Source organism: Streptomyces sp. NPDC054796, assembly GCF_053611545.1.
The window spans coordinates 45736-71837 of the sequence record NZ_JBSHAO010000014.1 but is presented as its reverse complement, the minus strand read 5'-3'; the positions used below and the strand labels follow the sequence as shown (position 1 = coordinate 71837).

Annotated in this window: 23 protein-coding genes; 17 read left to right on the top strand and 6 right to left on the bottom strand. The window is 73.1% G+C overall.

Annotation, left to right across the window (positions count from 1 at the left end; translation table 11 throughout):
- Together ACWGJ2_RS14465 and ACWGJ2_RS14460 are read left to right on the top strand one after the other, a co-directional pair.
- On the top strand, positions 1–1050 hold a 1050-nt coding region (locus ACWGJ2_RS14465), incomplete at its 5' end, for an NlpC/P60 family protein (protein ID WP_453346394.1).
- A gap of 76 nt (positions 1051–1126) precedes the next feature.
- Complete coding sequence (locus ACWGJ2_RS14460) at positions 1127–2416, top strand: hypothetical protein (protein ID WP_453346393.1); 1290 nt, start codon at positions 1127–1129, stop codon at positions 2414–2416.
- On the opposite strand, the gene ACWGJ2_RS14455 is transcribed toward ACWGJ2_RS14460, so the two are convergent.
- Entirely contained in the window at positions 2373–3779 is a 1407-nt protein-coding gene (locus ACWGJ2_RS14455; protein WP_453346392.1) for a glycosyltransferase 87 family protein, read from the bottom strand. The genes ACWGJ2_RS14460 and ACWGJ2_RS14455 overlap by 44 nt on opposite strands.
- A 189-nt stretch (positions 3780–3968) precedes the next feature.
- Between ACWGJ2_RS14455 and ACWGJ2_RS14450 the strand changes: the two genes are divergently transcribed.
- Positions 3969–5111: a glycosyltransferase family 4 protein gene (locus tag ACWGJ2_RS14450; protein WP_453346391.1), complete on the top strand. Its 1143-nt coding sequence runs from the start codon at positions 3969–3971 to the stop codon at positions 5109–5111.
- 124 nt (positions 5112–5235) lie between these two features.
- On the opposite strand, the gene ACWGJ2_RS14445 is transcribed toward ACWGJ2_RS14450, so the two are convergent.
- Positions 5236–7044, bottom strand: coding sequence for an AMP-dependent synthetase/ligase (locus ACWGJ2_RS14445; protein WP_453346390.1), 1809 nt, complete (start codon positions 7042–7044; stop codon positions 5236–5238).
- Positions 7045–7438: 394 nt separating this feature from the next.
- Here ACWGJ2_RS14445 and ACWGJ2_RS14440 point away from each other — a divergent pair, with 394 nt between their 5' ends.
- The 6 genes from ACWGJ2_RS14440 to ACWGJ2_RS14415 all read left to right on the top strand — a co-directional run bounded on the left by ACWGJ2_RS14440 (position 7439) and on the right by ACWGJ2_RS14415 (position 13174).
- Complete coding sequence (locus ACWGJ2_RS14440; protein ID WP_453346389.1) at positions 7439–8200, top strand: metallophosphoesterase family protein; 762 nt, start codon at positions 7439–7441, stop codon at positions 8198–8200.
- 164 nt (positions 8201–8364) lie between these two features.
- Positions 8365–8856, top strand: coding sequence for an SRPBCC family protein (locus ACWGJ2_RS14435; protein WP_453346388.1), 492 nt, complete (start codon positions 8365–8367; stop codon positions 8854–8856).
- Between the two features lie 31 nt (positions 8857–8887).
- Positions 8888–10261, top strand: a complete 1374-nt coding sequence (locus ACWGJ2_RS14430; RefSeq protein WP_453346491.1) for an ArsA family ATPase — start codon at positions 8888–8890, stop codon at positions 10259–10261.
- Between the two features lie 166 nt (positions 10262–10427).
- Entirely contained in the window at positions 10428–11033 is a 606-nt protein-coding gene (locus tag ACWGJ2_RS14425; protein ID WP_453346387.1) for a DUF5304 domain-containing protein, read from the top strand.
- 235 nt (positions 11034–11268) lie between these two features.
- Positions 11269–12210, top strand: coding sequence for an ROK family glucokinase (locus ACWGJ2_RS14420; protein WP_453346386.1), 942 nt, complete (start codon positions 11269–11271; stop codon positions 12208–12210).
- 208 nt (positions 12211–12418) lie between these two features.
- The gene (locus ACWGJ2_RS14415; RefSeq protein ID WP_453346385.1) at positions 12419–13174 is read left to right on the top strand and encodes an endonuclease/exonuclease/phosphatase family protein; all 756 of its coding nucleotides are present in this window, start codon (positions 12419–12421) and stop codon (positions 13172–13174) included.
- Positions 13175–13210: 36 nt separating this feature from the next.
- Here the strand turns inward: ACWGJ2_RS14415 and ACWGJ2_RS14410 are convergent, their stop codons facing one another.
- Positions 13211–14296 (bottom strand): hypothetical protein, encoded by a 1086-nt coding sequence (locus ACWGJ2_RS14410; protein WP_453346384.1) that lies wholly within the window; start codon positions 14294–14296, stop codon positions 13211–13213.
- Positions 14293–15057: an alpha/beta hydrolase gene (locus tag ACWGJ2_RS14405; protein ID WP_453346383.1), complete on the bottom strand. Its 765-nt coding sequence runs from the start codon at positions 15055–15057 to the stop codon at positions 14293–14295. Before ACWGJ2_RS14405 ends, ACWGJ2_RS14410 begins: the two co-directional genes overlap by 4 nt.
- A gap of 234 nt (positions 15058–15291) precedes the next feature.
- Between ACWGJ2_RS14405 and ACWGJ2_RS14400 the strand changes: the two genes are divergently transcribed.
- The 5 genes from ACWGJ2_RS14400 (at position 15292) to ACWGJ2_RS14380 (ending at position 20605) form a co-directional block, all read left to right on the top strand.
- Positions 15292–16128 (top strand): lysophospholipid acyltransferase family protein, encoded by an 837-nt coding sequence (locus ACWGJ2_RS14400; protein ID WP_453346382.1) that lies wholly within the window; start codon positions 15292–15294, stop codon positions 16126–16128.
- A gap of 101 nt (positions 16129–16229) precedes the next feature.
- Positions 16230–17492, top strand: a complete 1263-nt coding sequence (gene macS / locus ACWGJ2_RS14395; protein WP_453346381.1) for a MacS family sensor histidine kinase — start codon at positions 16230–16232, stop codon at positions 17490–17492.
- The gene (locus ACWGJ2_RS14390) at positions 17485–18204 is read left to right on the top strand and encodes a response regulator (RefSeq protein ID WP_453346490.1); all 720 of its coding nucleotides are present in this window, start codon (positions 17485–17487) and stop codon (positions 18202–18204) included. The genes macS and ACWGJ2_RS14390 overlap by 8 nt, the downstream gene beginning before the upstream one ends.
- Positions 18205–18406: 202 nt before the next feature.
- The gene (locus tag ACWGJ2_RS14385; RefSeq protein WP_453346380.1) at positions 18407–19435 is read left to right on the top strand and encodes a 6-phosphofructokinase; all 1029 of its coding nucleotides are present in this window, start codon (positions 18407–18409) and stop codon (positions 19433–19435) included.
- A 147-nt stretch (positions 19436–19582) separates the two neighbouring features.
- A complete protein-coding gene (locus tag ACWGJ2_RS14380; protein ID WP_453346379.1) occupies positions 19583–20605 on the top strand; it encodes a 2-hydroxyacid dehydrogenase in 1023 nt (340 codons plus the stop codon).
- A gap of 6 nt (positions 20606–20611) precedes the next feature.
- Here the strand turns inward: ACWGJ2_RS14380 and ACWGJ2_RS14375 are convergent, their stop codons facing one another.
- The gene (locus tag ACWGJ2_RS14375; protein ID WP_453346378.1) at positions 20612–22606 is read right to left on the bottom strand and encodes an anthranilate synthase family protein; all 1995 of its coding nucleotides are present in this window, start codon (positions 22604–22606) and stop codon (positions 20612–20614) included.
- 283 nt (positions 22607–22889) lie between these two features.
- Between ACWGJ2_RS14375 and ACWGJ2_RS14370 the strand changes: the two genes are divergently transcribed.
- On the top strand, positions 22890–24233 hold the full coding sequence (locus ACWGJ2_RS14370; protein ID WP_453346489.1) for a class II 3-deoxy-7-phosphoheptulonate synthase: 1344 nt from the start codon (positions 22890–22892) through the stop codon (positions 24231–24233).
- Positions 24234–24390: 157 nt separating this feature from the next.
- Positions 24391–24657 (top strand): (2Fe-2S)-binding protein, encoded by a 267-nt coding sequence (locus tag ACWGJ2_RS14365; protein WP_453346377.1) that lies wholly within the window; start codon positions 24391–24393, stop codon positions 24655–24657.
- A gap of 12 nt (positions 24658–24669) precedes the next feature.
- Here the strand turns inward: ACWGJ2_RS14365 and bfr are convergent, their stop codons facing one another.
- A complete protein-coding gene (gene bfr / locus ACWGJ2_RS14360; protein WP_453346376.1) occupies positions 24670–25149 on the bottom strand; it encodes a bacterioferritin in 480 nt (159 codons plus the stop codon).
- A 210-nt stretch (positions 25150–25359) separates the two neighbouring features.
- Between bfr and ACWGJ2_RS14355 the strand changes: the two genes are divergently transcribed.
- A complete protein-coding gene (locus tag ACWGJ2_RS14355) occupies positions 25360–25983 on the top strand; it encodes a sulfite oxidase-like oxidoreductase (RefSeq protein WP_453346375.1) in 624 nt (207 codons plus the stop codon).
- Positions 25984–26102 lie beyond the last annotated feature (119 nt).

Sequence of the window (26102 nt, the reverse complement as noted above, 5' to 3'; positions counted from 1 at the left end):
CCCCGCGGTTCCGGGGGCGGGGGGGGGGGGGGGGGGGGGGGGGGGGCGCCCCCCCCCGCCCCCCCGGGGCCCCCGCGCCCCGGGGACGACCAGACGTCCGTCTCGCGGCCAGCGCTCAACTCCCGTATCGACCGCCTCTACGAGCAGGCCGAGGCCGCCACCGAGAAGTTCAACGGCGCGGCGGAGCGCACCGAGCGGCTGCGCGAGCAGGTCGACCACGCGCAGGACCGGATCGCCAGGACCCAGGCCAAGGTCAACCGGCTGCGGAACGCGCTGGGCGCCCTGGCGGGCGCGCAGTACCGCTCGGGCGGCGTGGACCCCTCCGTGACGCTGCTGCTCTCCTCCGACCCCGACGGCTACCTCGACAAGGCGGCCACCCTCGACCGCATCAGCAGCCGCCAGGAGGACCGGCTCGCCCAGTTCGGCGGCGCCCGGCGCGCGCTGGAACAGCAGCGGGAGGAGGCGGGCGGGAAGCTCCTCCGCCTGGAGCGTCAGCAGAAGGCGCTGAAGGCGAGCAAGAACGAGGTGCGCGAGAAGCTCGCGGCGGCCAGGAAGCTCCTCAACCGGCTCACCCCGGAGGAGCGCGCCGAGCGCGAGCGCGCCTCACGCGGCGGCGGCCGGGACGGCGGGCGCGGTGACGGACGTGGCGACGGGCGTGGCGGGGACGGGCAGGCCCCGGGCACGGGCGGCGGCAAGGCGTCCTCGGCCCGCGCGGCGAAGGCCGTCGCCGCGGTGCGCTCCGTCGTCGGCGCCCCGTACGTGTGGGGAGCGGCGGGCCCCAACGCCTTCGACTGCTCGGGCCTCACCCAGTGGGCGTACGCGCAGGCGGGCACGTCCATCCCGCGCACCTCGCAGGCGCAGGGCGCGACGGGGCAGCGGGTCCCGATGAGCCAGGCGCGGCCCGGCGATCTGGTGGTCTACCGGGACGACGCCAGCCACGTCGGCATGTACGTCGGCGGCGGCCAGGTGGTGCACGCGCCCTACCCCGGCGCCCAAGTGCGCTACGACCCCGTCGACATGATGCCGGTCTCCTCGGTCACCAGGCCCTGAGCCGGGCTTCCGACGACACCTTCCAGGGCCCCGGCCGCAGGCCGGGGCCCTTTCGGCTGCGCATACGATCGTGCGTGTGGGCGCTCGGGTGCACAGGAGAAGCGGGACCGGCAGGTGGCGGGGTGCCCTGCTCGCCGTCGCGCTGCTGGCGGGGCTCTGCTCCTGCGGCGGCGCCCCCGACGAGGGCGCGGCGTGGCGCGACCGCCTCCAGAGCGTGCTGGACGCGCAGGCGACGGCCGTGCGCGCGGGGGACGAGAGCGCCTACCTGGCGGGCATCGCACCGGGCGCCGACGCCTACCGCGCCGATCAGCGCCGCGTCTTCGCGAACCTGGAGCGGCTGCCCCTGGCCGCGTGGTCGTACCGGATCACGCGGGTACGGGACACGGGCGGGGGCTCCGGCGGCTCCGGCGGTTCCGAGGGCTACGACGGGGCGGCGGCGCGCGCCGAGGCCGACGTGGAGCTGCGCTACCGGCTGCGCGGCTACGACCACTCCCCGGTGACAGCGACCGAGCGCTTCGCCTTCACGCGCGAGGACGGCCGCTGGTACGTCTCCTCGCAGCTCTCCGGCGGCGACCGCCAGTTGTGGGACCAGGGCCGGGTCACCGCCGTGCGCGGCGAGCACAGCCTCGTGCTGGGCGTCGGAAGGGACAGCTCCGAACTGCGCGCCCTGTCCCGGGTCGCCGACCGCGCCGTACCGGCCGTGAACGCCGTGTGGCCGCGTTCCTGGGCGGCCCGTGTGGTCGTGGAGGTGCCCGGGTCGCTGGAGCGGATGGCGGAGCTGCTGAAGGCGCCCGCTTCCTCGTACCAGGGCATCGCCGCCGTCACGACGGGCGAGGCGGGGGCCTCCGAGGACGCGCCCGCCGACCGCGTCGTCGTCAACCCGGACGCGTACGGGCTGCTCAGCGAGGACGGGCGGCAGGTCGTGATGACCCACGAGACCGTCCACGTCGCCACCCGGGCCCACACCTCCGACGCGACCCCCCTGTGGCTGTCCGAGGGCCTGGCCGACTGGGCCGGTTACCGCGGCACGTCCCGTACGCCCCAGGAGGCGGCCCCCGAACTCGCCCGCACCGTCCGCACGGACGACGCGCCCCGCGCCCTGCCCGACGACGCGGACTTCCGCTTCGGCAGCGACCCCGAGGCACTGGGCCGCGCCTACGAGGGCGGCTGGCTGGCCTGCCGCATGGTCGCGGAACGGTGGGGCGAGGGGCGCCTGATGGAGCTGTATCTGCGGACGGGCCGGGGCGAGGAGAAGCACGAGGGCGACGGGACCGGCGTGGACGGGGCGCTGCGCGAGGTGCTGGGGGTGACGAAGGGGGAGTTCACGCGGCAGTGGCGCGCGTATGTGCGCCAGGAGCTGTCGTGACGGGCTCCCCGGAGCCGTCAGCACCGGCCTCGCGCGCCCCGCGCCGGGGCACGGTCGCGCGCCACAGGCCCGCGCAGGCGAGGAGCGAGGCGGCGACGAGCAGGCCGTTGCGCAGGGACAGGACGAAGATGCCCCGCCAGTCGCTCGCGACGACGTGCGCGAACCACAGGGGGAACTCCAGCAGCGTCACCCCCGTCGCCACCAGTACCAGCAGCGCCGGCACGGTCTGGCGGCTGCCGCGCACCGTCAGACAGACGGCGGCGAGGCCGACCAGCCAGATCATGTACTGCGGGGAGATCACCCGGCTCGTCGTCGTGAACAGCAGCACCGCCGTCAGCGCGGCGTCCGCCGTCGTGCTCGCGTGCCACTCCACGGCGCGCAGCCGCCACAGCAGCAGCCAGCCGAAGGCGAGCGCCGTCAGCAGGAGGGCGGCGTCGCTGACGACGTTGACGTAGGGGCCGAGGAACTCCACGGAGCCGTAGTTGAGCAGCACCTGGCCCTCCCAGCCGTAGTGCCGTGCCACGTGGAAGACGAGGGAGCCCAGCGACTCGACCTCCGTGCCGCGGTCGCGCTGGAAGCCCAGGAAGGCGAAGGCGCCCGGCATGGCGGCGACGAAGGCGGCCGAGAGTGCGAGGACCGTGACCAGCGCCGTCACCCAGGAGCGGCGGGTCCACCGCCCGCGCGGCATCCCCAGCAGCACCAGGACCGGCCACACCTTCAGCATCGCCCCCAAGGCGGCCAGCGCGCCCGCAGCGCGGGGGTGCCGCGCCGCGGCCAGCAGCGCGGCGACGGCGACGGCGGTGACCATCAGGTCGTAGCGCGCGTACGCGGTCGGCCCGAGCAGGGGCACGCCCGCGACCCAGGCCCAGGCCCCGGCCCGGCGCCCGCCGGGACGGGCGCCCCCGTACAGCAGCAGCCCGAAGGCCACGGCGTCGGTGGCGCAGGCCAGCACGAAGAAGGCGGAGGCGTAGTCCAGCGGCAGCGCGCCGGGGGAGAGGACGGCGAGCGCGGCGGCGGGCGGGTACTGCCAGGTGACGTCGTCGAACGGGAAGGTCCCGCTCCGCAGGACCTCGAACCAGCCGCGGTAGATGACGGAGATGTCGCTCGTGACGTCGGGTCCGGGCAGCGTGAACACCTTGAAGACGCACAGGAGCAGGACGGCGCGGGTGGCGGCCCAGACGGCGACGGCGGCGGCGAGCCCGCCACGACGGTGCCCGCGCTCGTGCCCGTGGTCCAGGGCCTCGGCCTCTTCCTCGTGGCGTCTGTCCCGGCCGGCGCCGTGGTCCGCGGACCGGTCCGCGTCCGTCGGCGGCTCGTCGGCCTCCGCCTCTGGTGTCCGATGGTCCCCGCCGCCCTCGGCCATGCCGGTCCGCCCGCCTCACCGCTCGTGTGTTCTGTGCCGACGGTCCATCATGCCCGGTGGGGCGCGTGGGAGGCCACGCGGGCGCCCGGCGCTCCGTGCCGGAGCCCCCTCCTGGCGCAGCCGCCTCCCCCGTGCGCCCCCGGAGAGGCCCGGAGCACGGCCCACAGCCACCGGGTACTGTCGGCGGCGATGGACAAGACCCTGATCGTCACCAACGACTTTCCGCCCCGCCCCGGCGGCATCCAGGCGTTCCTGCACAGCATGGCGCTGCGTCTCGACCCCTCCCAGGTCGTCGTCTACGCCTCCACCTGGAAGCGCGGCAGGGAGGGGGCGGAGGCCACGGCGCGCTTCGACGCCGAGCAGCCGTTCACCGTCGTGCGCGACCGCACGACCATGCTGCTGCCGACGCCCAGGGTCACCCGTCGCGCGGTCGAGCTGCTGCGCGAGCACGACTGCCGCTCGGTCTGGTTCGGCGCCGCCGCGCCGCTGGGCCTGATGGCGCCCGCGCTGCGCAGGGCGGGCGCGCGGCGCCTGGTCGCCACGACGCACGGCCACGAGGCGGGCTGGGCGCAGCTCCCCGTCGCGCGCGGGCTGCTGCGGCGGATCGGCGAGGGCACGGACACGATCACGTATCTGGGCGAGTACACCCGCTCGCGCATCGCCCGCGCGCTCACCCCCGAGGCGGCGGCCCGCATGGCGCAGTTGCCGCCCGGCGTCGACGAGAAGACCTTCCACCCCGGTTCGGGCGGCGACGCGGTACGCGAGCGGCTCGGCCTCACCGAGCGGCCCGTGGTCGTCTGCGTCTCGCGGCTGGTCCGGCGCAAGGGGCAGGACACCCTCGTCCGCGCCCTGCCGCGCGTCCTCGAAGAGGTGCCGGACGCGGTGCTGCTGATCGTCGGCGGCGGCCCCTACCGCGCCGACCTGGAGAAGCTGGCGGCGGAGACCGGAGTGGCCGACTCCGTGCGCTTCACCGGCCCCGTGCCCTGGGAGGAGCTGCCCGCGCACTACGGCGCGGGCGACGTGTTCGCCATGCCCTGCCGTACGCGCAGGGGCGGCCTGGACGTGGAGGGGCTCGGCATCGTCTATCTGGAGGCGTCGGCGACGGGGCTCCCCGTCGTCTCCGGCGACTCGGGCGGGGCCCCCGACGCGGTGCTCGACGGCGAGACCGGCTATGTCGTGCGGGGCGGCGAGCCCGGCGAGGCGGCCGAGCGGATCGTCACCCTCCTCCAGGACCCCGTGCTGCGCGCCCGCATGGGCGAGCGCGGCCGTGCCTGGGTGGAGGAGCGCTGGCGCTGGGACCTGCTGGCGGAGAAGCTGCGCGCCCTGCTGTGACGTGCGTGACCCGGGCGTATGACGTGACCCGGGCGTGGGCCCACCACGGAAGGGGATCCTGTGGGTCCGCGCCCGGGTCACGGGTCATGGGTGCGGCGCGTGGGCCCTGGGCCCTGTGGCGCTCTCAGGAGGCGTAGAGCGCCTCGATGTCGTTGGCGAAGTCCTTCGCGACCACGCCCCGCTTCAGCTTCAGCGAGGGCGTGATGTGCCCCGACTCCTCCGTGAACTGGGTGCTCAGGACGCGGAACTTGCGCACCGACTCCGCCTTGGAGACCGCCGCGTTCCCGTCGTCGACCGCGCCCTGCAACTCGGCGAGCAGCTCGGGGTCCGCGAGCAGCTCGGGGTGGGAGAGGCCGCTCTTGCCGTGCTCGTCGGCCCAGCGCGGCAGGAACTCCTCGTCGACGGTGAGCAGCGCACCGACGAAGGGGCGGCCGTCGCCGACCACCATGCACTCCGCGACGAGCGCGTGCCCCCTGATGCGGTCCTCGATCACGGCGGGGGCGACGTTCTTGCCGCCCGCCGTCACCAGGATCTCCTTCTTGCGCCCGGTGATGGCGAGGTACCCGTCGGCGTCCAGGGTGCCGATGTCGCCGGTGTGGAACCAGCCGTCGGACAGGGCCTCCTCGCTCGCCTGCTGGTTGTTCCAGTAGCCGGTGAAGAGGTGTTCGCCGTGCAGCAGCACCTCGCCGTCGTCCGCGATCCGCACGACCGAGCCGGGCAGCGGCTGGCCTACGGTGCCGATCTTCTGCCGGTCGAAGGGGTTGAACGCGGTGGCGGCACAGGACTCGGTCAGCCCGTAGCCCTCCAGGACGGTGAAGCCGATGCCCCGGTAGAAGTGCCCGAGCCGCTCGCCGAGCGGCGCGCCGCCCGAGATGGCGTGGGTGGCACGGCCGCCGAGGACGGCGCGCAGCTTGCTGTAGACGAGGCGGTCGAAGACCTTGTGCTGGAACCGCAGCTTCAGCGACGGGCCCGACGGGTCGTCCTGGGCGCGGCTGTAGGCGATGGCGGTGTCGGCGGCCTTGTCGAAGATCTTGCCCTTGCCGCCCGCCTGGGCCTGGGCGCGGGCCGAGTTGTAGACCTTCTCGAAGACGCGCGGGACCCCGAGGACCATCGTCGGCCGGAAGGAGCCCAGCTCGTCGGTGAGGGTCTTGACGTCCCCGACGTGCCCCAGCTTGATCGGCGCCATCACCGCGGCGACCTGCACCAGCCGCCCGAACACGTGGGCCACGGGCAGGAAGAGCAGCACGGAGGACTCGCCCGTGCGGAACAGGGGCCGCAGCCGCTCGACGACGTTGCCGCACTCCGCGAAGAAGCTGCGGTGCGTGAGCACGCAGCCCTTGGGGCGGCCCGTGGTGCCCGAGGTGTAGACGATGGTGGCGGGGGAGTCGGCGTTGGCGACGGAGCCGCGCTCGTCGGCCGTCGCGTCGCTGACCCCGGCGCCCTCCGCGATCAGCCGGTGGACCGCGCCCTCGGACGGCGCGGGCGTCTCGATCTGCCACACGTGCGCGAGCGCCGGCAGGTGGTCGCGCACCGACTCGACGGCCTTGAGGTGGTCCTCGGTCTCGACGAGGGCGGCGACGGCGCCCGAATCGCCCAGGATCCAGGCGATCTGCTCGGGCGAACTTGTCTCGTACACCGGCACCGTGACGCCGCCCGCGCTCCAGATCGCGAAGTCGAAGAGCGTCCACTCGTAGCGGGTGCGCGACATGAGCCCGACGCGGTCACCGGGCTGGACACCGGCGGCGATCAGGCCCTTCGCGGTGGCGCGGACCTCGTCGAGGAACGCGGCCGCTGTGATGTCCTCCCACCGCCCGTCCCGCTTGCGCGCGAGGACGGGAACGTCCGGGTGCTGAGTAGCGTTACGGCGGATGAGATCCGTCAGGTTTCCGTCTGCGGGGACCTCGTAGAGGGCCGGAAGGCTGAACTCGCGCAAGACTGCTGCTCCTCGTCGGCGCCGGACATGGAGGCCATCGAGGGGCGGCCTCCATTGGCTCGGTCCAAGACCAGTGGGGGATCTTGAAAGATTGACGGCCCGGACGTTACCCATCGGTACAGCCGTGGGGATAGGGGGTGACGCCGCATTGTCTTGTGCGTCACATGCCTCGGGGCTGCTGTGCGGCAGCCTAGTCCAGGCCATTGGCGACGGGGAAGTAACCGAGGCCGCACCTCCACTGCCCGTGCCCCGCCCGGCCACAGCCCCCTCACGTGCCCGCCTCCCGACCGGCCCGCGCGCCGGTCACGGGCCGGTCGCGCGCAGGGCCCGGGCGGGTCCCCGGCCTGCTCCGGCGCCCTCCCGGTGCCGTCCCCGGCCGATCTAGGGTGTGGCCATGCGAGTCCACGTAGTGAGCGATGTGCACGGCAACAGCCGGGACCTCGCGAAGGCGGGCGACGGGGCCGAAGCGCTGGTCTGCCTGGGAGATCTCATCCTGTTCCTCGACTACGCCGACCACTCGCGCGGCATCTTCCCCGACCTCTTCGGCGAGGCCAACGCCGACCGGATCGTGGAACTGCGCACCGCGCGCCGTTTCGACGAGGCGCGCGAGCTGTCGGCGAAGCTGTGGGCGGGCATCGACCGCAGGGCCGCCACGGAGGCCGCCGTGCGCAAGCAGTACGCCGAGCTGTTCGCGGCCTTCCCGGCCCCGACGTACGCGACGTACGGCAATGTCGACATGCCGCCCCTGTGGCCCGAGTACGCGGGCCCCGGTACCACCGTCCTGGACGGGGAGACGGCGGACATCGGCGGGTGGCGGTTCGGCTTCGTCGGCGGCGGCCTGCGCACGCCGATGCGCACCCCGTACGAGATCGACGACGAGACCTACGCGGCGAAGATCGCCGCGCTCGGCGAGGTCGACGTGCTGTGCTCGCACATCCCGCCCGAGGTCCCCGAGCTGTGCTACGACACCGTCGCGCGCCGCTTCGAGCGCGGCAGCCCCGCGCTCCTGGAGGCGGTCCGCGCCGTGCAGCCGCGCTTCCACCTCTTCGGGCACGTGCACCAGCCCCTGCACTCCCGGATGCGGATAGGCGCGACGGAGTGCGTGAACGTGGGGCACTTCGCCGCCACCGGGACCCCGTGGGTGCTGGAGTGGTGAGACGGCTGAGGCGGCGCACCTGGGGCCGCGGGCCCGGGTGGAGCGGTCGAGGGCGGGGCATGGCCGCGCGGTAGCCTTCCTCGCAGATGACGGCAGTGACAAGCGGCGGCGACGCTCCGGGCGGTGCGGCACGGACCGGCGGAGCATTTGGAGGAGCCACGGCGATGGCGGAACACACCAGCTCAAGCATCACCATTGAGGCGGCGCCCGCCGCCGTCATGGGGGTGATCTCCGACTTCCCGCGCTATCCCGAGTGGACCGGCGAGGTGAAGGAGGCCGAGGTGCTGTCCGAGGACCAGGCGGGCCGCGCCGAACAGGTACGGCTGCTCCTGGACGCCGGGGCCATCAAGGACGAGCACACCCTCGCCTACGAGTGGATCGGCGCGCACGAGGTGCGGTGGTCGCTGGTCAAGTCCCAGATGCTGCGCGCGCTGGACGGCGTCTACAGCCTCACGCCCCTCGCGGGCGGCGAGCGCACCGAGGTCACCTATCAGCTCACCGTCGACGTCAAGATCCCGATGCTCGGGATGATCAAGCGCAAGGCGGAGAAGGTCATCATCGACCGCGCGCTGGACGGGCTGAAGAAGCGCGTCGAGTCGGGCGGCGGGACGGCGGACTCCGGCACCGGTACCGGCGCCGGCCCCGCCAAAGGCTGAGCCCGCGGGTGACGCGGGTGACGTGGACGACGTGAGAGACGAGGACGGCTCAGGGCCGCCCGGTGACGGTACGGCCGACGGCCCGGCGCCGCGCACGGTGCTGGTGACCGGGCAGGGCGGCGCGGGACGGACGACGGTGGCCGCGGCGACGGCGCTGGCAGCGGCCCGCGAGGGGCGGCGCACGCTGCTGCTGAGCGCGGAGGCGCCGCGCGCACTGGAAGCGGTACTGGGCGTGCCGCTTCCGGCGCCGGGCGAGGGGGCCACGGCCCCCTCGCCGTCGCCCGCGCCGCTCTCGCTCGCGCGCTCGGCGCGGGTGGCCGAGGGGCTGTGGGCGGCGCGCGTCGACGAGGGCGCGGAGTTCCGCGAACGGGCCGTCGCGCTCCAGGAGCAGGGCAGGACCGCGCTGGAGATGCTGGGCTCCGACGCGCTGGACGAGGACGAGCTGACGGAACTGCCCGGCGCCGACGTGTTCGCACTGCTGCGGGTCCTGGGCGCGGCGCACGCCACCGGCGAGTGGGACACCGTCGTCGTCGACATGCCGCCCACGCCGCGCGCGCTGGCCGTACTGGCGCTGCCCGAGCGGGCACGCCGCTATCTGCGGCGCCTCGTGCCGCCCGAGCGGCAGGCCGCGCGGGCGCTGCGCCCGATGCTGGCGCAGCTGGCCGGTGTCCCGATGCCCGCGCAGTGGCTCTACGCGGCGACCGCGCGCTGGGACGAGGGGCTCGCGCGGGTCCAGCGTGCCGTGGAATCCGCCGCGACCTCGGTACGCCTCGTCGCCGAGCCGGGGCCGCTCGCCGCCGAGGCGCTGCGCTCGGCGCGCGCCGGGCTCGCGCTCCACGGGCTGCGGATCGACACGCTCGTCGCCAACCGCCTGCTGCCCACCGGCTCTTCGGACAACTGGCTGGCCGCGCTCTCCGGCGGCCAGCAGGCCGCGCTGAAGGAGATGCGCGAGGAGTGCGAGGCGGACGGTGTCGTCCTGGCCGAGCTGCCCCACCTCGGCCACGACCCGCGCGGCACGGCGGACCTCGCCCTGCTCGCGACGGAGCTGGGCGGCACGGAGCCGGGCGGTACGGGGCTGGATGCGAAGGTTCCGGACGCGACGGTTCCGGACGCGACTTCTCCTTCGCGGACATCCGAAGCGCCCGCGCCCGTCGTCGGACGGGTCGAGGACCGGCTCGGTGCGGAGGGGCTGCTCGTGTGGGTGCTGCCGCTGCCGGGCGCGCGCAAGGACGAGCTGGGGCTCGTGCGGCGCGGGGACGAACTGGTCGTCGGTACGGGGCCCTACCGGCGCGTGCTGCCACTGCCGTCGGCGCTGCGCCGCTGCCGCGTCACCGGTGCCGCGCTGGAACGGGGCGAACTGCGGGTGCGCTTCGTGCCCGACCCTGACCTGTGGCCCACGCGCTGAGCCATCGGGCACCGGGGCACCGGGGCATCGGGGCATCGGGAACCTCAACGCTGTGCGTCCGTTCGGGTAACGTCGAATCAGGACCGGGGACCCGGGCCGCCGTACCTGTTCCGCACCGTTCCGTCCTGTCCGTAGCACTCCCTTCCCGCCTCCGTAGGAGCCCGCAATGAGCGAAGCAGCCGAGCGCCCCTCCGAGGAGCGGGCCTCCAGGCCCGACGCGGACGCGTGGGCCACGGCCTGTGAAGAGGACCTCGCCGCAGAGAAGGCCCGCCGCCGTGCCCAGTACGGCGCGCCGCCCACCAACGCGGCCGACGAACTGCGGCGCCTCGCCGACGCCGTGTCCGAGCGGCTCTCGGGCCTCGGCGGGCCGCTGGGCAACGCGGCGGCCTCGGCGGCGGCGCAGGGAGTGGCCCAGCAGCTGATCGCGCAGGCGAAGGCCGCGATCGAGCCGGTCGTCGAGCGGAACCCGCAGTTCTTCGGGCACCTCGCCGCCGCGGGCAACGAACTGCTCGCCGCCTACCACTCCGCCGTGCACGAGGCCGAGCACCGCTGGACCGCCGAGCCCGGCTCCGGCACCGGCTCCGGCGGCGGTACGGAAGCGGGCGCGGGTGCGGGGGAGCGGGGCACCGCGCGCGGCGGCCCCGAGCGGATAGACCTCGACAAGGAGCCCGAGCCGGGCGAGCCCGGGAAGGGGCGCGGGAGCACGCCCGACGACGGCGGCCCCGACGACCCGTGGGGCGCGGGCGGCGTGGACCGCCCCGGCCACTCCTGACCACTCCGACCACTTCTGACCACCTCGTCCACCCCATCGGCCCCAGGGGCACGGCGACGATCTGGCGACGGGACGGTGACGTCGCGACGGAGCGGCGGTGACGGCCCTGTGAAGGCCCGGCGACGCGCGGCGGCCTCCGATACGGGCGCCCGCACGGCCGGACACGGCCACGGCACACAACCCCCCTCCGGTACGGTGGTCCACAGCGGGGTTCGACCGAATAACTGAGGGACACATGGGACTCACTATCGGCGTCGACATCGGCGGCACCAAGATCGCGGCCGGGGTGGTCGACGAGGAGGGCACCATCCTCGAAACCAGCACGGTGCCCACCCCGCCCACGGCGGACGACGTCATCGACGCGATCGCCGACGCGGTGCGCAAGGCCAGTGCCGAGTACGAGGTGGACGCCGTCGGCATCGGCGCTCCCGGCTACGTCGACGACAAGCGCGCCACGGTGCTCTTCACGCCGAACCTGAGCTGGCGCCACGAGTCGCTCAAGGACAAGGTCGAGCAGCGTATCGACCTGCCGGTGATCATCGAGAACGACGCGAACGCCGCCGCCTGGGGCGAGTACAAGTTCGGCGTCGGCACAGGCCACGAGGACGTCGTCTGCATCACCATCGGCACGGGGCTCGGCGGCGGCGTCATCACCGGCGGCAAGCTGCACCGCGGACGCTTCGGCGTCGCGGCGGAGTTCGGCCACATCCGGATGGTGCCGGACGGCCTGCTCTGCGGCTGCGGCAACCAGGGCTGCTGGGAGCAGTACGCGTCAGGGAGCGCCCTCGTCCGCTACGCACAGCAGCGGGCGACGGCCACCCCGGAGGCCGCCGAGATCCTGCTCGGTCTCGGCGACGGCACCCCCGAGGGCGTCAAGGGCAAGCACATCAGCGAGGCGGCCAGGCAGGGCGACGCGGTCGCCATCGACTCCTTCCGTGAGCTGGCCCGCTGGGCGGGCGCCGGTCTCGCCGATCTGGCCTCCCTCTTCGACCCCGGCGCCTTCATCGTCGGCGGCGGTGTCTCGGACGAGGGCGATCTCGTGCTCGACCCCATCCGCAAGTCGTACCGCCGCTGGCTCGTCGGCAGCCGCTGGCGCCCGCACGCCGAGGTGCTCGCCGCCCAACTGGGCGGCAAGGCGGGCATGGTGGGCGTCGCGGACCTGGCACGCCAGGGCTGAGCGGCTGAGCCGGACCAGCACCAAATAGCACCGAACAGCACCGCATGGGCCCCGTCCGCGGGGTTCGTGGGGCCGCGCACGCCTGGCGGACCCGCCGCGACCCGTCGCGGGACCGTCAGGCGTGCCGTGTCACCGAGTCACCGGGGTCTGCACCGAGGCACCGAGGAATCCACCCGGAGAGCTGCGTCGAGGAGCGTGAGCCGAGCCGATGACACTCGCCGATCTGCCCGCCTCCACCACCGAACCCGACGGTTCGGCCGTGGTGCGCCTGCTCAGTTACAACATCCGCTCCCTGCGCGACGACAGGGGGGCGCTCGCCCGGGTGATCCGGGCATGTGCCCCCGACGTCGTCTGCGTCCAGGAGGCGCCGCGCTTCTTCCGCTGGCGCAAGCACGCGGCCCGCCTCGCCCGCGAGACGGACATGGTCTACGTGACGGGCGGGGCCACGGCCACGGGGCCGATGATCATGGCCACGCTGCGGGCGACCGTCGAGCGGACCGAGGACGTGCTCCTCCCGCGCACGCCCGGACTCCACCGCAGGGGCTTCGCCACCGCCGAGCTGCGCTTCGGGCCCTCGGCCAGGCTCGGGGTCCTCAGCTGCCATCTGAGCCTCCAGAAGGACGAGCGCTACGCGCAGGCCGGGGCCCTCCTCGACCAGCTCGCCACCATGGACACCCCGTACCGGGTGGCGGCGGGCGACCTCAACGACCGTCCGGGCGGCCGTGGCTTCCGCAGGCTGTCCGCCGCGCTCCAGGACGGCTGGGCGGCCAAGCCATGGGGCGGCGAGTACACGTCGACGCCCCGCGACCCCCACCAGCGCATCGACGCGGTCCTCGCGTCCGAGGGCGTCGAGGTGCTGGGGTGCGGGGTGCCGTACGGGCTGGCGGGCGTCACAGCCGAGGACCTGCGGGCCGCGACGGACCATCTGCCGGTGCTGGCCGCGCTGCGGGTGCCCGCCGCATAGCCCTCCGGGAGGCTTCCGGGGCCTCCCTGGGAGGGCTCAGACGACAGCGCCGCGGCCGGGGTCGTCCCAGTCGTCGTCGTCACGGCCGTCCCGCATCCTGGCCACCAGGGTGCCGAAGCCGCCCAGGAAGCCGCCGACGCCCAGGGTCACGATCCACCACGTCATGTCCTGCTGGAGCAGGATGGTCCCGAGCAGCAGCAGCGGGCCGCCGAGGACCGCGAGCCAGGCGAACTTGGTGGTCACGTCGGCGTCCGGCAGCGGCGGCGGCTCGGGCGGCACGAAGTGGCCCTCGTCCTCGCCCTCTTCGGGCGTCTCCCAGTCGCGCGGGCCCGTGCCCGCCGCGTAGACCGTGAAGCTGCGCACGGGGGACTCGCCGCTCCCGTCGCCGCCGTCCGCCGGGTCGGGGCGCTGCTTGGTGAGGGTGTCGCCGTCGGGCTCCCTGCGGTCGCCGCCCTGGCCCTGCCCCTGGCCCTCGGAGGCGGAGCCGCCCGGCTCGGCTGGCTCCTCGCCGTACGCGGCGACGATCGCCGCCCACGCCGCCTCCTCGTCCTCCGGCAACGAGACCTCCCCACGCCGGTTCGGACCGCCGCCCTCGGCGTCCCCGGGCTTCTCGGCCGCCTCATCCGCAGAACTGCCGCTGCCCGCGCCCGCGCCCGCGTCCGTGCCGTTGCCTGTGCCCGCGCCTGTGCCGCTCGCCGCGTCCGTGCCGCTGTCGGCGCCCGTGCCGCTGCCGGTGCCCGTGCCGGTGCCCGCGCCGCTGTCGGTGCCGTTGACTGTGCCGCTCGCTGCGCCTGTGCCGCTGCCCGCGTCCGTGTCGCCGTCCGTACCCGCGCCCGCGCTGCTGTCCGCGCTCGTGCCGCTCGCCGCGCTCGCGCTGCTGTCCGTGCCCGTACCGCTGGCTGCGCCCGCACCGTTGCCCGCGCCCGCGCCCGCGCCGGTGCCGCTCGCCGCGTCCGTGCCGCTCGCCGCGCCCGGCGTCGTGCCCGGCTCCGGGGGCGCGGCAGGGCCCGTCGCGGTCCGGTCCTCGGCATTCTCGTGTCCCTCGGGCCCCTGGGGCCCGCCCCGCTGGCCGCGGGGGCCGTCGTCGTCGCCGTGCTCCGCGTCCGGGTTACGCTCCGTCACTTGCCTGCCGTCTTCCTCGCTGCGAGCCGGGTGATGAATCCGTACGAGTCCGCGAAGACGCGCTCCGCGTCATGGTCCAGCGTGGCCACGTGGTAGCTGCGCTCCAGGACAGTCTCCGTCACATCGGTGGACGAGACCGAGCCGAGGATCAGCGCGGAGTCCGACGGCGGGACCACGTGGTCCGTCCTGCTGTGCAGGACCAGCAGGGGCTGCGTCACCTGGGGCAGCTCGCGGCGCACCACCCGGAAGAAGTCCCTCAGCGAGTACGCGGCGTGCGTCGGCATCCGCTCGTAACCCACCTCCCAGGAGCCCTCCTTGGCGATGTCGGACGTGATCCCCTTCGCCGAGCGCAGCAGGAAGCGCCCCACGGGGAGCGCCAGGCCCTCCAGCCTGGGGAAGGTCGCGGCCGGGTTGACGACGGCGACGCCGCTCACCGCTTCGCCGTGCCGCGCCGCCAGGCGCAGGGCCAGGGCTCCGCCCATGGAGAGGCCGCAGACGAAGACCTGCTCACAGCGCTCGCCGAGCTGCCGCAGCTCGCGGTCCACGGTGGCGTACCAGTCGCGCCACCCGGTCACCGCGAGGTCCTCCCAGCGCGTGCCGTGTCCGGGCAGGAGGGGCAGCGAGACGGTCAGGCCGCGCGCCGCCAGATAGTTGGCCCAGGGGCGCAGCGACTGCGGCGTGCCCGTGAAGCCGTGGCACAGCAGGACTCCCACCTCCGAACCGTCGTGACGCATCGGCTCGGCTCCGGCGAGTACGGGCACCTTGGGCCTCCATCTGGTCGTCGACGCCGGTCGTCGGCAGTCGTTCGTCGGCGGCCGGTCATCGGCCACGGCCCCCCGTGACGCGGGTGCGCCCCGGACGGGCGAGGTGCTGCCACCCTACGCGCGCGCCCCGTCACCGGGTAGCTCCCGCTGCCGCTGCCAGGGCTCCCTACGGGGGCGGCCGTGCCGGGTGGCGAGATAGGGTCGTGCCCGTCGGATACAGGAGGTTGTCGGTTGTTCTACGGAGCGATGAAGCTGTCGGTCGGCAGCGGGCTCAAGCTCGCTTTCCGTCCCTGGGTCGAGGGGCTGGAGAACATCCCCGCCGAGGGGCCCGCGATCCTTGCCAGCAACCACCTCTCCTTCTCGGACTCCTTCTTCCTGCCAGCGGTGCTCGACCGCAAGGTCACCTTCATCGCCAAGGCCGAGTACTTCACTTCCCCAGGGGTGAAGGGGAAGCTGACGGCCGCCTTCTTCAAGGGCGTCGGGCAGTTGCCCGTGGACCGTTCGGGCGGACGTGGAGCGGGCGAGGCGGCGATCAAGAGCGGTCTTGAGGTGCTGGAGCGCGGCGAGCTGTTCGGCATCTATCCGGAGGGCACGCGCTCTCCCGACGGCCGCCTCTACCGTGGCAAGCCCGGCGGCCTGGCCAGGGTGGCGCTGCGGTCCGGGGCTCCGGTGATCCCGGTGGCCATGATCGACACCGAGAAGATCCAGCCCCCCGGCAAGGTCGTGCCGAAGCTGATGCGCCCCGGTATCCGGATCGGCGAGCCGCTCGACTTCAGCCGCTACCAGGGCATGGACCACGACCGCTTCATCCAGCGCTCGGTGACCGACGAGGTCATGTACGAGATCATGAAGCTCTCCGGCCAGGAGTACGTCGACATCTACGCGACGGCCGCCAAGCGGCAGATCGCGGAGGCGGCGAAGAAGCGGGCCGAGGAGGAGAAGGCCGCGGAGCGGGGTGCTGAGCGGGCGGGCCGTTCCACGGCGGCGAAACCGGAACCGGGAGCGGGGCCGGAACCGGAGCCGGACTCCCCGGACGACGGCAAGCAGCAGGGCGGGAAGGCGGCGTAGCCCGAGGCGGGGCGGCGCCGGGCGGCAGCGCGGCACCGGCGCACACGGGCGGTGACCGCGCACGGGCGGGACCAGGCGGGACCAGGGGGCGGGGCGGCAGCATGGCGATGAAGATGTCCGTGGAGCAGCCGCTGTGGCGTGCCCTGACGGGCTACCGGATCCTGACGCTGGTGTACGCGATCGTCGTGTTCGCCCTGGAGTACGAGGACAACGCCCACCCGGCGCTGGGCTGCGCCTATCTGGCAGCGCTCGCGGTGTGGACCTTCGCCACCCTCCCCAAGGTCTCCTCGGCCCGGCGGTGCACCAGGCCCTTCCTCGCCGTGGACCTCGCCTTCGCGGTCGGGGGCATCCTGCTGTCGCGCTATGTGGACGCCTATGACGAGGTCGGGCCGACGCTGCCCTCCATCTGGGTCGCGGGGCCCGTGCTGGCCTTCGCGATCAAGGGCGGCTGGCGCTGGGGCGCCCTGGCCTCGGTGCTGGTCGGCATCGCCAACTTCGTCGAGCAGAACTCGTTCTACCGGTCCACGCTGCACAACGTCCTGCTGGTCTGCGTGGCGAGCATCGCCATCGGCTATGTCGTCGAGGTCGCCCGCGCCAGTGAGCGCACCCTCGCCCGCGCCCTCCAGATCGAGGCGGCGACCCGCGAACGGGAGCGGCTGGCCCGGGACATCCACGACAGCGTGCTCCAGGTCCTGGCCATGGTCCAGCGCCGTGGCACGGCGCTGGGCGGCGAGGCGGCCGAGCTGGGCCGCATGGCGGGGGAGCAGGAGGTGGCGCTGCGCACCCTGGTCTCCAGCGGCATCGTGCCGGGGGGCGGGAACGGCGCGGGAGCTGACCGTACGGACCCGGGAGCGGATCCGGACCCGGCCCTGGACCGGAATCCGGACCCGGGCCCGGACCCGGACTCCAGCGCCGGAACCGGCTCCGGGAGCGGCGGAGCGGAGCGGGCGCGCGATCTGCGGGTGCTGCTGTCCGCGTACTCCGGGTCCCGTGTGTCCTTCGCCGAACCCGGCAGCCCCGTGGTGCTGGAGGCCACCGCCGCGCGGGAGTTGGCCGCGGCCGTCGGTGCCGCGCTGGACAATGTCCGCGAGCACGCGACGGGCCCCGACGGGGAGGAGGCGCAGGCGTGGATCCTGCTGGAGGACGAGCCGGACGCGGTGGCGGTGACGGTGCGGGACGACGGCCCCGGCATCCCCGAGGGACGCCTCGCGGACGCGGAGGCCGAGGGGCGCCTCGGCGTGGCGCTGTCGATCAGGGGACGGCTGCGCGATCTTGGCGGCACGGCGGAGTGGGTGTCGGTGCCGGGGCAGGGGACGGAAGTGGAATTGAGGGTGCCGAAGCATGACGGAACAGCCCATGACTGACGGGGTGCGGGGCGACCAGGACCGGGACCAGGCCCAGGGCCTGGACGGGGAGCGTCCGGTGCGGGTGATGGTCGTCGACGATCATCCGATGTGGCGGGACGCCGTGGCCCGCGATCTGTCCGAGGCCGGGTTCGACGTGGTGGGCACGGCCGGTGACGGCAAGCAGGCGGTGCGCCGCGCGCTGGCCGTCTCGCCCGATGTGCTGGTGCTGGATCTGAACCTCCCCGGGATGCCGGGCGTCGAGGTGTGCCGCGAGCTGGTGGGCGCCGATTCCTCGCTCCGGGTGCTGGTGCTCTCCGCGAGCGGCGAGCACGCGGACGTCCTGGAGGCCGTGAAGTCGGGGGCGACGGGCTATCTGGTGAAGTCGGCGAGCACGGCGGAGCTGCTGGACGCGGTGCGCAGGACGGCCGTCGGCGATCCGGTCTTCACACCGGGGCTCGCCGGACTGGTCCTCGGCGAGTACCGCAGGCTCGCCGCCGACCCCGAGCCCACGACCCCCGACGAGCCGGGCGTCCCGCATCTGACGGAGCGTGAGACGGAGGTCCTGCGGCTGGTGGCCAAGGGGCTGAGCTACAAGCAGATCGCCGAGCGCCTGGTCATCTCCCACCGCACCGTCCAGAACCACGTCCAGAACACCCTGGGCAAGCTCCAGTTGCACAACCGCGTCGAGCTGGTGCGCTACGCCATCGAGCGGGGTCTCGACGGGGAGTGAGGCGGGGCGGCGACGGGCGCCCGGTGCACGCGCCGTGCCCCGGTGTGTCTCCCGCGCGCCTCCCGAGGGTCCTTCGTACGAGTGATCGTGCACCGCCAACACCGCCCGCACGCAAGGGAATCGGGCGTTCGCCCCATCCCCATGTGACGTGGATCACCGTTAGCGTGGCCGCAGTCGCGTTCACGTGGAGAAGGGAGATCCCATGCGGGTCGGAGTGTTGACGGGCGGCGGCGACTGTCCCGGTCTCAACGCGGTCATGCGGGCTGTGGTCCGTAAGGGCGTCCAGAGGTACGACTACGACTTCCTCGGTTTCCGGGACGGCTGGCGCGGGCCCCTGGAGGGGGACACCACGCAGCTCGACATTCCGGCGGTGCGCGGCACGCTGCCGCGCGGCGGCACGATCCTGGGCTCCTCGCGGACGAACCCCTTCAAGGAGGAGAACGGCGTCCGCCGCATCAAGGAGAACCTCGCCAAGCACGAGGTCGACGCACTGATCGCCATCGGCGGCGAGGACACCCTCGGCGTGGCCGCCCGGCTGACGGGCGAGCACGGCATCAAGTGCGTCGGCGTTCCCAAGACCATCGACAACGACCTGTCCGCCACCGACTACACCTTCGGCTTCGACACCGCGGTCACCGTCGCCACCGAGGCCATCGACCGCCTCCACACCACGGCCGAGTCCCATATGCGGGTCCTGGTCGTCGAGGTCATGGGGCGCCACGCGGGCTGGATCGCCCTGCACTCGGGCCTCGCGGGCGGCGCCAACTGCATTCTCATCCCGGAACAGCGCTTCAGCGTGGCCGAGGTCTGCGGCTGGGTGGAGTCCCGCTTCAAGGCCAGCTACGCGCCGATCGTCGTCATCGCCGAGGGCGCCATGCCCAAGGACGGGGACATGGTGCTCAAGGACGAGTCGCGGGACTCCTTCGGGCACGTCCGCCTCTCGGGCGTCGGCGAGTGGCTGGCCAAGCAGATCGAGTCGCGTACGGGCAAGGAGGCCCGCACGACGGTGCTCGGGCACATCCAGCGCGGCGGCACGCCGACCCCCTTCGACCGCTGGCTGGCCACCCGGTTCGGGCTGCACGCGATCGACGCGGTGCGTGACGAGGACTGGGGCAAGATGGTCGCGCTGCGGGGCACGGACATCGTCCGCGTCCCCCTTGAGGAGGCCACCTCCAAGCTGAAGACGGTCTCTCCCGAGCTGTACGAGGAGGCGGGCGTCTTCTTCGGATGACCCGGATCGTCGTCCGGATCTCCGGGCGGCGGTACGGGGCGAAAGGCCGTATATTCGGGCATGTCCCGGATGTGCGGCCTCTCGCGCTTTCCGGGCCCGCCCGCCCCGTCCCTGTTTCTGCCCCGTCCCCGTCCCGGGAGAAGCCCCGTGGAGATCCTCGCGTTCGGCGTGCAGGCCGACGAGAAGCCGCTGCTGGAGAGGGCCTGCGCCGACCGGGAGCACCGGGTCCGCTGCCTGGACGTGTTCCTGAACGGGGACACCGCGCCCCTCGCCGCGGGCCACGAGGTCATCACCGTCAGCGTCAACGCGCGGCTCGACGAGCGGGTGCTGCGCGTCCTCGCCGACGGGGGCACCCGGATGATCGCCCAGCGTGCCACGGGCTTCAACAACATCAGCCTGGACACCGCGGCCGAGCTGGGCCTCACCGTCGCGCGGGTCTCCTCCTACTCGCCGTACTCCGTCGCGGAGTTCGCCTGGACCCTCGCGATGGCGGTCAACAGGCGCGTCGCCCGCGCCGTGCGCCGCACCCGCGAGTTCGACTTCCGCCTCGACGGCCTGATGGGACGCGACATGCACGGCCGCACGGCCGGAGTGATCGGCACCGGCAGGATCGGCGAGGCGTTCACCCGCATCGCGCACGGCTTCGGGATGCGGCTGCTGGGCTGGGACGTACGCGAGAACCCCGCCTGCACGGCGCTGGGCATGACGTACACGGAGCTGCCCGAGCTGTTCGCCGCCGCCGATCTCGTCAGCCTCCACGTACCGCTGATGCCGGAGACCCACCATCTCGTCGGACGGGACGCGCTGCGCCGCATGAAGGACGACGCGCTGCTGGTCAACTCCAGCAGGGGCGGCCTCGTCGACACGGAGGCGCTGGTCGAGGAGCTGCGCGCGGGCAGGCCGGCCGGGGTCGGGCTGGACGTGTACGAGGCGGAGGAGGGGCTGTTCTTCCACGACAGGTCGCTCGACGTGGTGGCCGACGACACCCTCGCCCGGCTGATGACCTTCAGCAACGTCCTGGTCACCTCGCACCAGGCGTACTACACGCGGGAAGCGGTCGGCCAGATCATCGGCACCACCGTGAACAACATCGAGGACTATCTCGCGGGCCGCACCAGCGAGAACGTGCTGGTGCGGCCCGGCGAGCCGTCGTCGTCCGGGCCCGGCTGACGCCCCTCAGCTCACCGCCACCGCGGCCAGCAGCCGCGCCACGAGCGCGGGCCCGTCCAGGGTGAGCACCGACTCCGGGTGGAACTGGAGGCTCGCGAACGTCGGCCCGCGCAGTGCGTGCACATCGCCCGAGACCGGGTCCCTGCTCACCTCGACGCGGTGCAGCGCCAGCTCGTTCACCGCCTCCTCGTCGCAGCGCGCGGTGTAGGAGTTGTAGAAGCCGACGGTCTCCTCGCGCCCGAACAGGTCGATCCGCTCCTGCGCGCCCTGGTACGGGCGGTCCCTGCGGACGATCTCCAGGCCCAGTTCGGCGGCGAGCAGCTCGTGCCCCAGGCAGACGCCCAGCAGCCCGTGCCGGTGCTCCCGCACCAGCTCGGCCGTCAGCCCGCGCAGCAGCCGCATCTTGGGGTCGGCCTCCTCGCGCGGGTCGCCGGGCCCTGGCCCCAGCACGACGGGGCCGGGGTGCGTCAGCGCCGCCTCCCGCAGCTCCGGCGCGTCGTAGCGCAGCACCCGCACGCCCATTCCGGTGGAGCGCAGCAGGTGGGCGAGCATCGAGGTGAAGGTGTCCTCGCCGTCGACGACCAGCACCTCGCCGCGCGCCCGGCCCTCCCCGTAGCCGGGCCCGTGGCCGTCCGCCCCGTCCGTCCCGGCCGCCCCGTCCTCCGTGCGCATCCGCAGCCAGAACGGCGCGAGCCCCGCGCGCCGCGACTCCAGCGCCGCCTGCACCCGAGGGTCGTCCGCCAGCTTGGGCGCTGGCCCGCCCGAGGCCCGCGCGGGCGCCTCCCGCACCCCGAGCGCCGTCAGCACCCCGGCCGCCTTCGCGTGCGTCTCGGCGACCTCGCTCGCGGGGTCCGAGGCCCGCACGAGGGTGGCCCCCACGGGGACGCGCAGCCTGCCGCTCGCGGGGTCGATGTCGGCGGTACGGATCAGGATGGGCGAGTCCAGGCTCTGCGCGCCGCCCGCGTCGCGGCCGATCAGGGCGAGCGCGCCCGCGTAGTAGCCGCGCCCCGAGCCGTCCTCGCCCGCGGGCTCGTAGCGCTCGATGACGCGGCACGCGTTCTCGACGGGGGAGCCGGTCACCGTCGCCGCGAACATCGTTTCCCGCAGCACGGCGCGCACGTCCAGGGAGCTGCGCCCGCGCAGCTCGTACTCCGTGTGCGCCAGGTGCGACATCTCCTTCAGCCGCGGCCCGACCACCACACCGCCCCGGTCGCCGACGGTGCACATCATCTTCAGCTCCTCGTCGACGACCATCGACAGCTCCTCGTTCTCCTTGCGGTCGGCGAGGAACTCCAGCAGCCCTTCCACGTCGGGCCCGGTGGCCGGGTAGCGGTAGGTGCCGCTGATCGGGTTCATGACGACGGTGCCTCCGCTCATCCGCACATGGACCTCGGGGCTGGCGCCGACCAGGACGCGGTCGCCGGTGTGCACCACGAACGTCCAGTAGGCGCCCTGCTCCCCGCACAGCAGTCGTCGGAAGAGGGCGAGCGCGTCGGCGCGCGAGAAGCCGGGGACCTCCCCGGCGAAGGTGCGCCGGATGACGAAGTTGGCGCCCTCACCCGCGCCGATCTCGTCCTCCACGACGCGGCGCACGATGTCCTCGTACGCGGCGTCGGACACGTCGAAGGCCCCGTTCTCGACGTGGACGCGGTGCGCGGGCAGCGCGTCCAGCGCTTCCGCCAGGGGAACCTCGTGCGCCTCCTGGGGCACGAGCACGGCCAGCGGCGTGCCGTCGTCGCGCACGTCGAAGCCGCGCTCCCTGATCTGCCGGAAGGGCACGAGCGCGAGCGCGCCCAGCTCGCTTTCGGGGATGGCGTCGAGCCGGTCCACATGCTGGACGGGCCCGGTCAGCACCTCGACCAGGTTCTCGTCCCTGCCGGGGGTGCGCCGCCGCAGCAGCGCGAAGGGCGGCGCTTCCTCGGCGGTCAGCCGCTGGAGGAGCGCGGCGGTCCCCTCGGCGGGGGCGGTGCGAGGGGGGTGAGGCGTGGGTGGGTGCGGCATCCGGGGTTCCTCTTCCATGTCACGTACGAGGAGGAACGGCCGCGGAAAACACTGAAGGCCGCCCCTCGGGCGGCCTTCGCGTCGGATCGGATACGCGCAGCTAGCGGGCCGCCTGGAGAGCGGTCCACCACCAGTTGCTGAGACGGGTCTGCGCGAACATGAGCGGCACCATACACCAGGCATCCACCAGGCATCTCCGTGACGGTCGGGCGTGCCATACGTCTCAACCTTCGAACAGGGCGAAAACCCCTGGACACGACGACGTAATCTGGTGTGCGTGACTGTGAACGCCAAACCAGACGCCAGTGCGAACACCTGGCGAGACCTTCCCGCGGCGCAGCAGCCTGACTGGCCGGACCACGAGGCTCTGCGCGACACCATCGCCGAGCTCGAGTCCTATCCGCCCCTCGTCTTCGCGGGCGAGTGCGACCAGTTGCGTGCCCGGCTGGGTGCCGTCGCGCACGGTGAGGCGTTCCTGCTCCAGGGCGGTGACTGCGCCGAGGCATTCGACCAGGTCAGCGCCGAGCACATCAGGAACAAGCTCAAGACGCTGCTCCAGATGGGCGCCGTGCTGACGTACGCCGGGGCCGTCCCGGTCGTCAAGGTCGGCCGGATCGCCGGCCAGTACAGCAAGCCGCGCTCCAAGCCGACGGAGACCCGCGACGGCGTGACGCTGCCGACGTACCGGGGCGACTCGGTCAACGGCTTCGAGTTCACCGAGGCGGCCCGCAAGCCCGACCCGGAGCGGCTCAAGCGGATGTACCACGCGTCAGCGTCCACGCTGAACCTGGTGCGCGCCTTCACCACCGGCGGCTACGCCGACCTGCGCCAGGTCCACGCCTGGAACCAGGACTTCGTGAAGAACTCCCCGTCGGGGCAGCGCTACGAGGCGCTGGCGCGGGAGATCGACCAGGCGCTGAAGTTCATGCACGCCTGCGGCACGGACCCGGAAGAGCTGAAGACGGTCGAGTTCTTCTCCTCGCACGAGGCCCTGCTGCTCGACTACGAGTCGGCCCTGACCCGCACGGACTCGCGCAGCGGCAAGCTGTACGACGTCTCCGGGCACATGGTCTGGATCGGCGAGCGGACCCGGCAGCTCGACGGGGCGCACATCGAGTTCGCCTCCAAGGTCCGCAACCCGATCGGCGTGAAGCTCGGGCCGACGACCACGCCCGAGGAAGCGCTCGCCCTCATCGACAAGCTGGACCCGGACCGCGAGCCCGGCCGCCTCACCTTCATCACCCGGATGGGCGCGGACAAGATCCGCGACCGCCTCCCCGAGCTGGTGGAGAAGGTCACGGCCTCCGGCGCCAAGGTCGTGTGGGTCTGCGACCCGATGCACGGCAACACCTTCGAGGCGGCCAGCGGGCACAAGACCCGCCGCTTCGACGATGTGCTGGACGAGGTCAAGGGCTTCTTCGAGGTCCACAAGGGCCTCGGCACGCACCCGGGCGGCATCCACGTGGAGCTGACCGGCGACGACGTCACCGAGTGCGTCGGCGGCGGCGACGAGATCTTCGTCCACGACCTCCACCAGCGCTACGAGACGGCGTGCGACCCGCGCCTCAACCGCAGCCAGTCCCTGGACCTGGCCTTCCTCGTCGCCGAGATGTACCGCGACCAGTAGACCGGTCCGGCCGCCCGTACGGACACCGGCACGGACAGCAGTGGGGCCCGCATCACAGAGATGCGGGCCCCACATACTTTTGTGGACATCGGCCGGAGGGTAAGGTTAGGTTAACCTCAGTGGCCGCTGGGCGGCGGTCACCAAGCCCTGGACGGAGGTGAGCCGCGTGTACGTCTGCTCCTGCTTCGGCATCACCGAGCAGCAGGTCCGCGAACACGCGGCGGACGGCGCCTGCACTCCGCGCCAGATAGCCTCGGCCAGCAAGGCCGGAACCGACTGCGGCTCCTGCGTGCGCCGCATCCAGGGCCTCCTCGGACGCGGCACCTGCCCCAGGCGTGAACTGCTGGACAAGGGCGCGCCCGCGCTCGTCGCGGAGACGCAGAAGGCGCCGGAACCCCAGGACGAGGTCGCCGAGGCGGCCTAGCCGTCCCGCGGGTCAGCTGTCCGGCTGCTCCACCAACTGGGCGATGTAGAGCGGCTCGCCCAGCTTCTCGACCAGTTCGAGCTGGGTGTCGAGGTAGTCGATGTGGTGCTCCTCGTCCGCGAGGATGTCCTCGAAGATGTTCGCCGAGGTGATGTCGCTCTTGTTGCGCATGACCTCGATGCCACGCCGCAGCCTGTCGATGGCCTCGGCCTCGATCTGGCGGTCCGCCTGGAACATCTCGGTGACGGTCTGGCCGACGCGGACGTGGAAGAGCCGCTGATAGTTCGGCAGCCCCTCCAGGAAGAGGATGCGGTCGGTGAGCCGTTCGGCGTGCTTCATCTCGTCGATCGACTCGGACCGGGTGTACTTCGCGAGCTTCGGCCAGCCGAAGTTCTCCTGCATCTTCGCGTGCAGGAAGTACTGGTTGATCGCGGTCAGTTCGGCGGTGAGCTGCTCGTTGAGGAACTCGATGACCTCGGGGTCGCCCTGCATGGCGCGGGCTCCTTCCAGGGGGCAGGAAAGTGGCAGGTGCGGTGCGCGCGCATCGCGCATCCTTGCACTGCCGCGGCAATTCGGTCCAGTAAGTGCAGGCTTACCGAATTTGCCCGAATTTACGACAGTGATCGCGTCACCCGGGATTCACCGTGAGTTCCCGGCAGGGGCGTGGTCAAGGGGGCCCGCGAGGTCTGTCACCATGGAGACATGGGTCAGCCGCAGAGCCGAGAAGGGGAGCAGTCGTCGCTTCCGCCCGGCCAGCGTCTTCAGCGCGGGTGGCCGGTCACGCACTACGGTCCCGTGCCGAAGTTCAAGCCCGAGCGCTGGGAATTCCGGGTTTTCGGGGCCACGGCCGACGGCGAGAAGCGCTGCTGGAACCACGAGGAGTTCGCCGCGCTCCCTTACGAAACGGTGATCGGCGATCTGCACTGCGTGACCAAGTTCAGCATGCTCGGTGCGGAATGGGGCGGGGTCAGTGCCCGAACGATCATGGAACTGGCGCCTCCGGCCGACGACGTCACCCATGTGATGGTCTGGGCCGAGTACGGCTTCAGCTCCAATCTCAGGCTCGCCGACTTCACCTCTGAGAAGACCCTCCTCGCCACGCACCGAGGGGGCGAGCTGCTGACCGCCGAGCACGGTTTTCCATTGCGACTCGTCGTGCCGCACCTGTACGCGTGGAAGGGTCCGAAATGGGTCCGCGGCGTCGAGTACATGACCGCGGACCGCCGCGGCTTCTGGGAAGAACGCGGCTACCACAACATCGGCGACCCCTGGCAGGAACAGCGCTACTCCTACCAGGAGCAACGGGGCGACGGCCCCGAACTCTGACGCACCCTTCGCGGGGGGGCAATGAAACGCAGGGTTCCCCCTTCACGCCGAGGAGACACCCCGGCGCGGCGCCGACCCCCACCACACAGCAACCCCATAACCACCGGCGCAAGCCATGA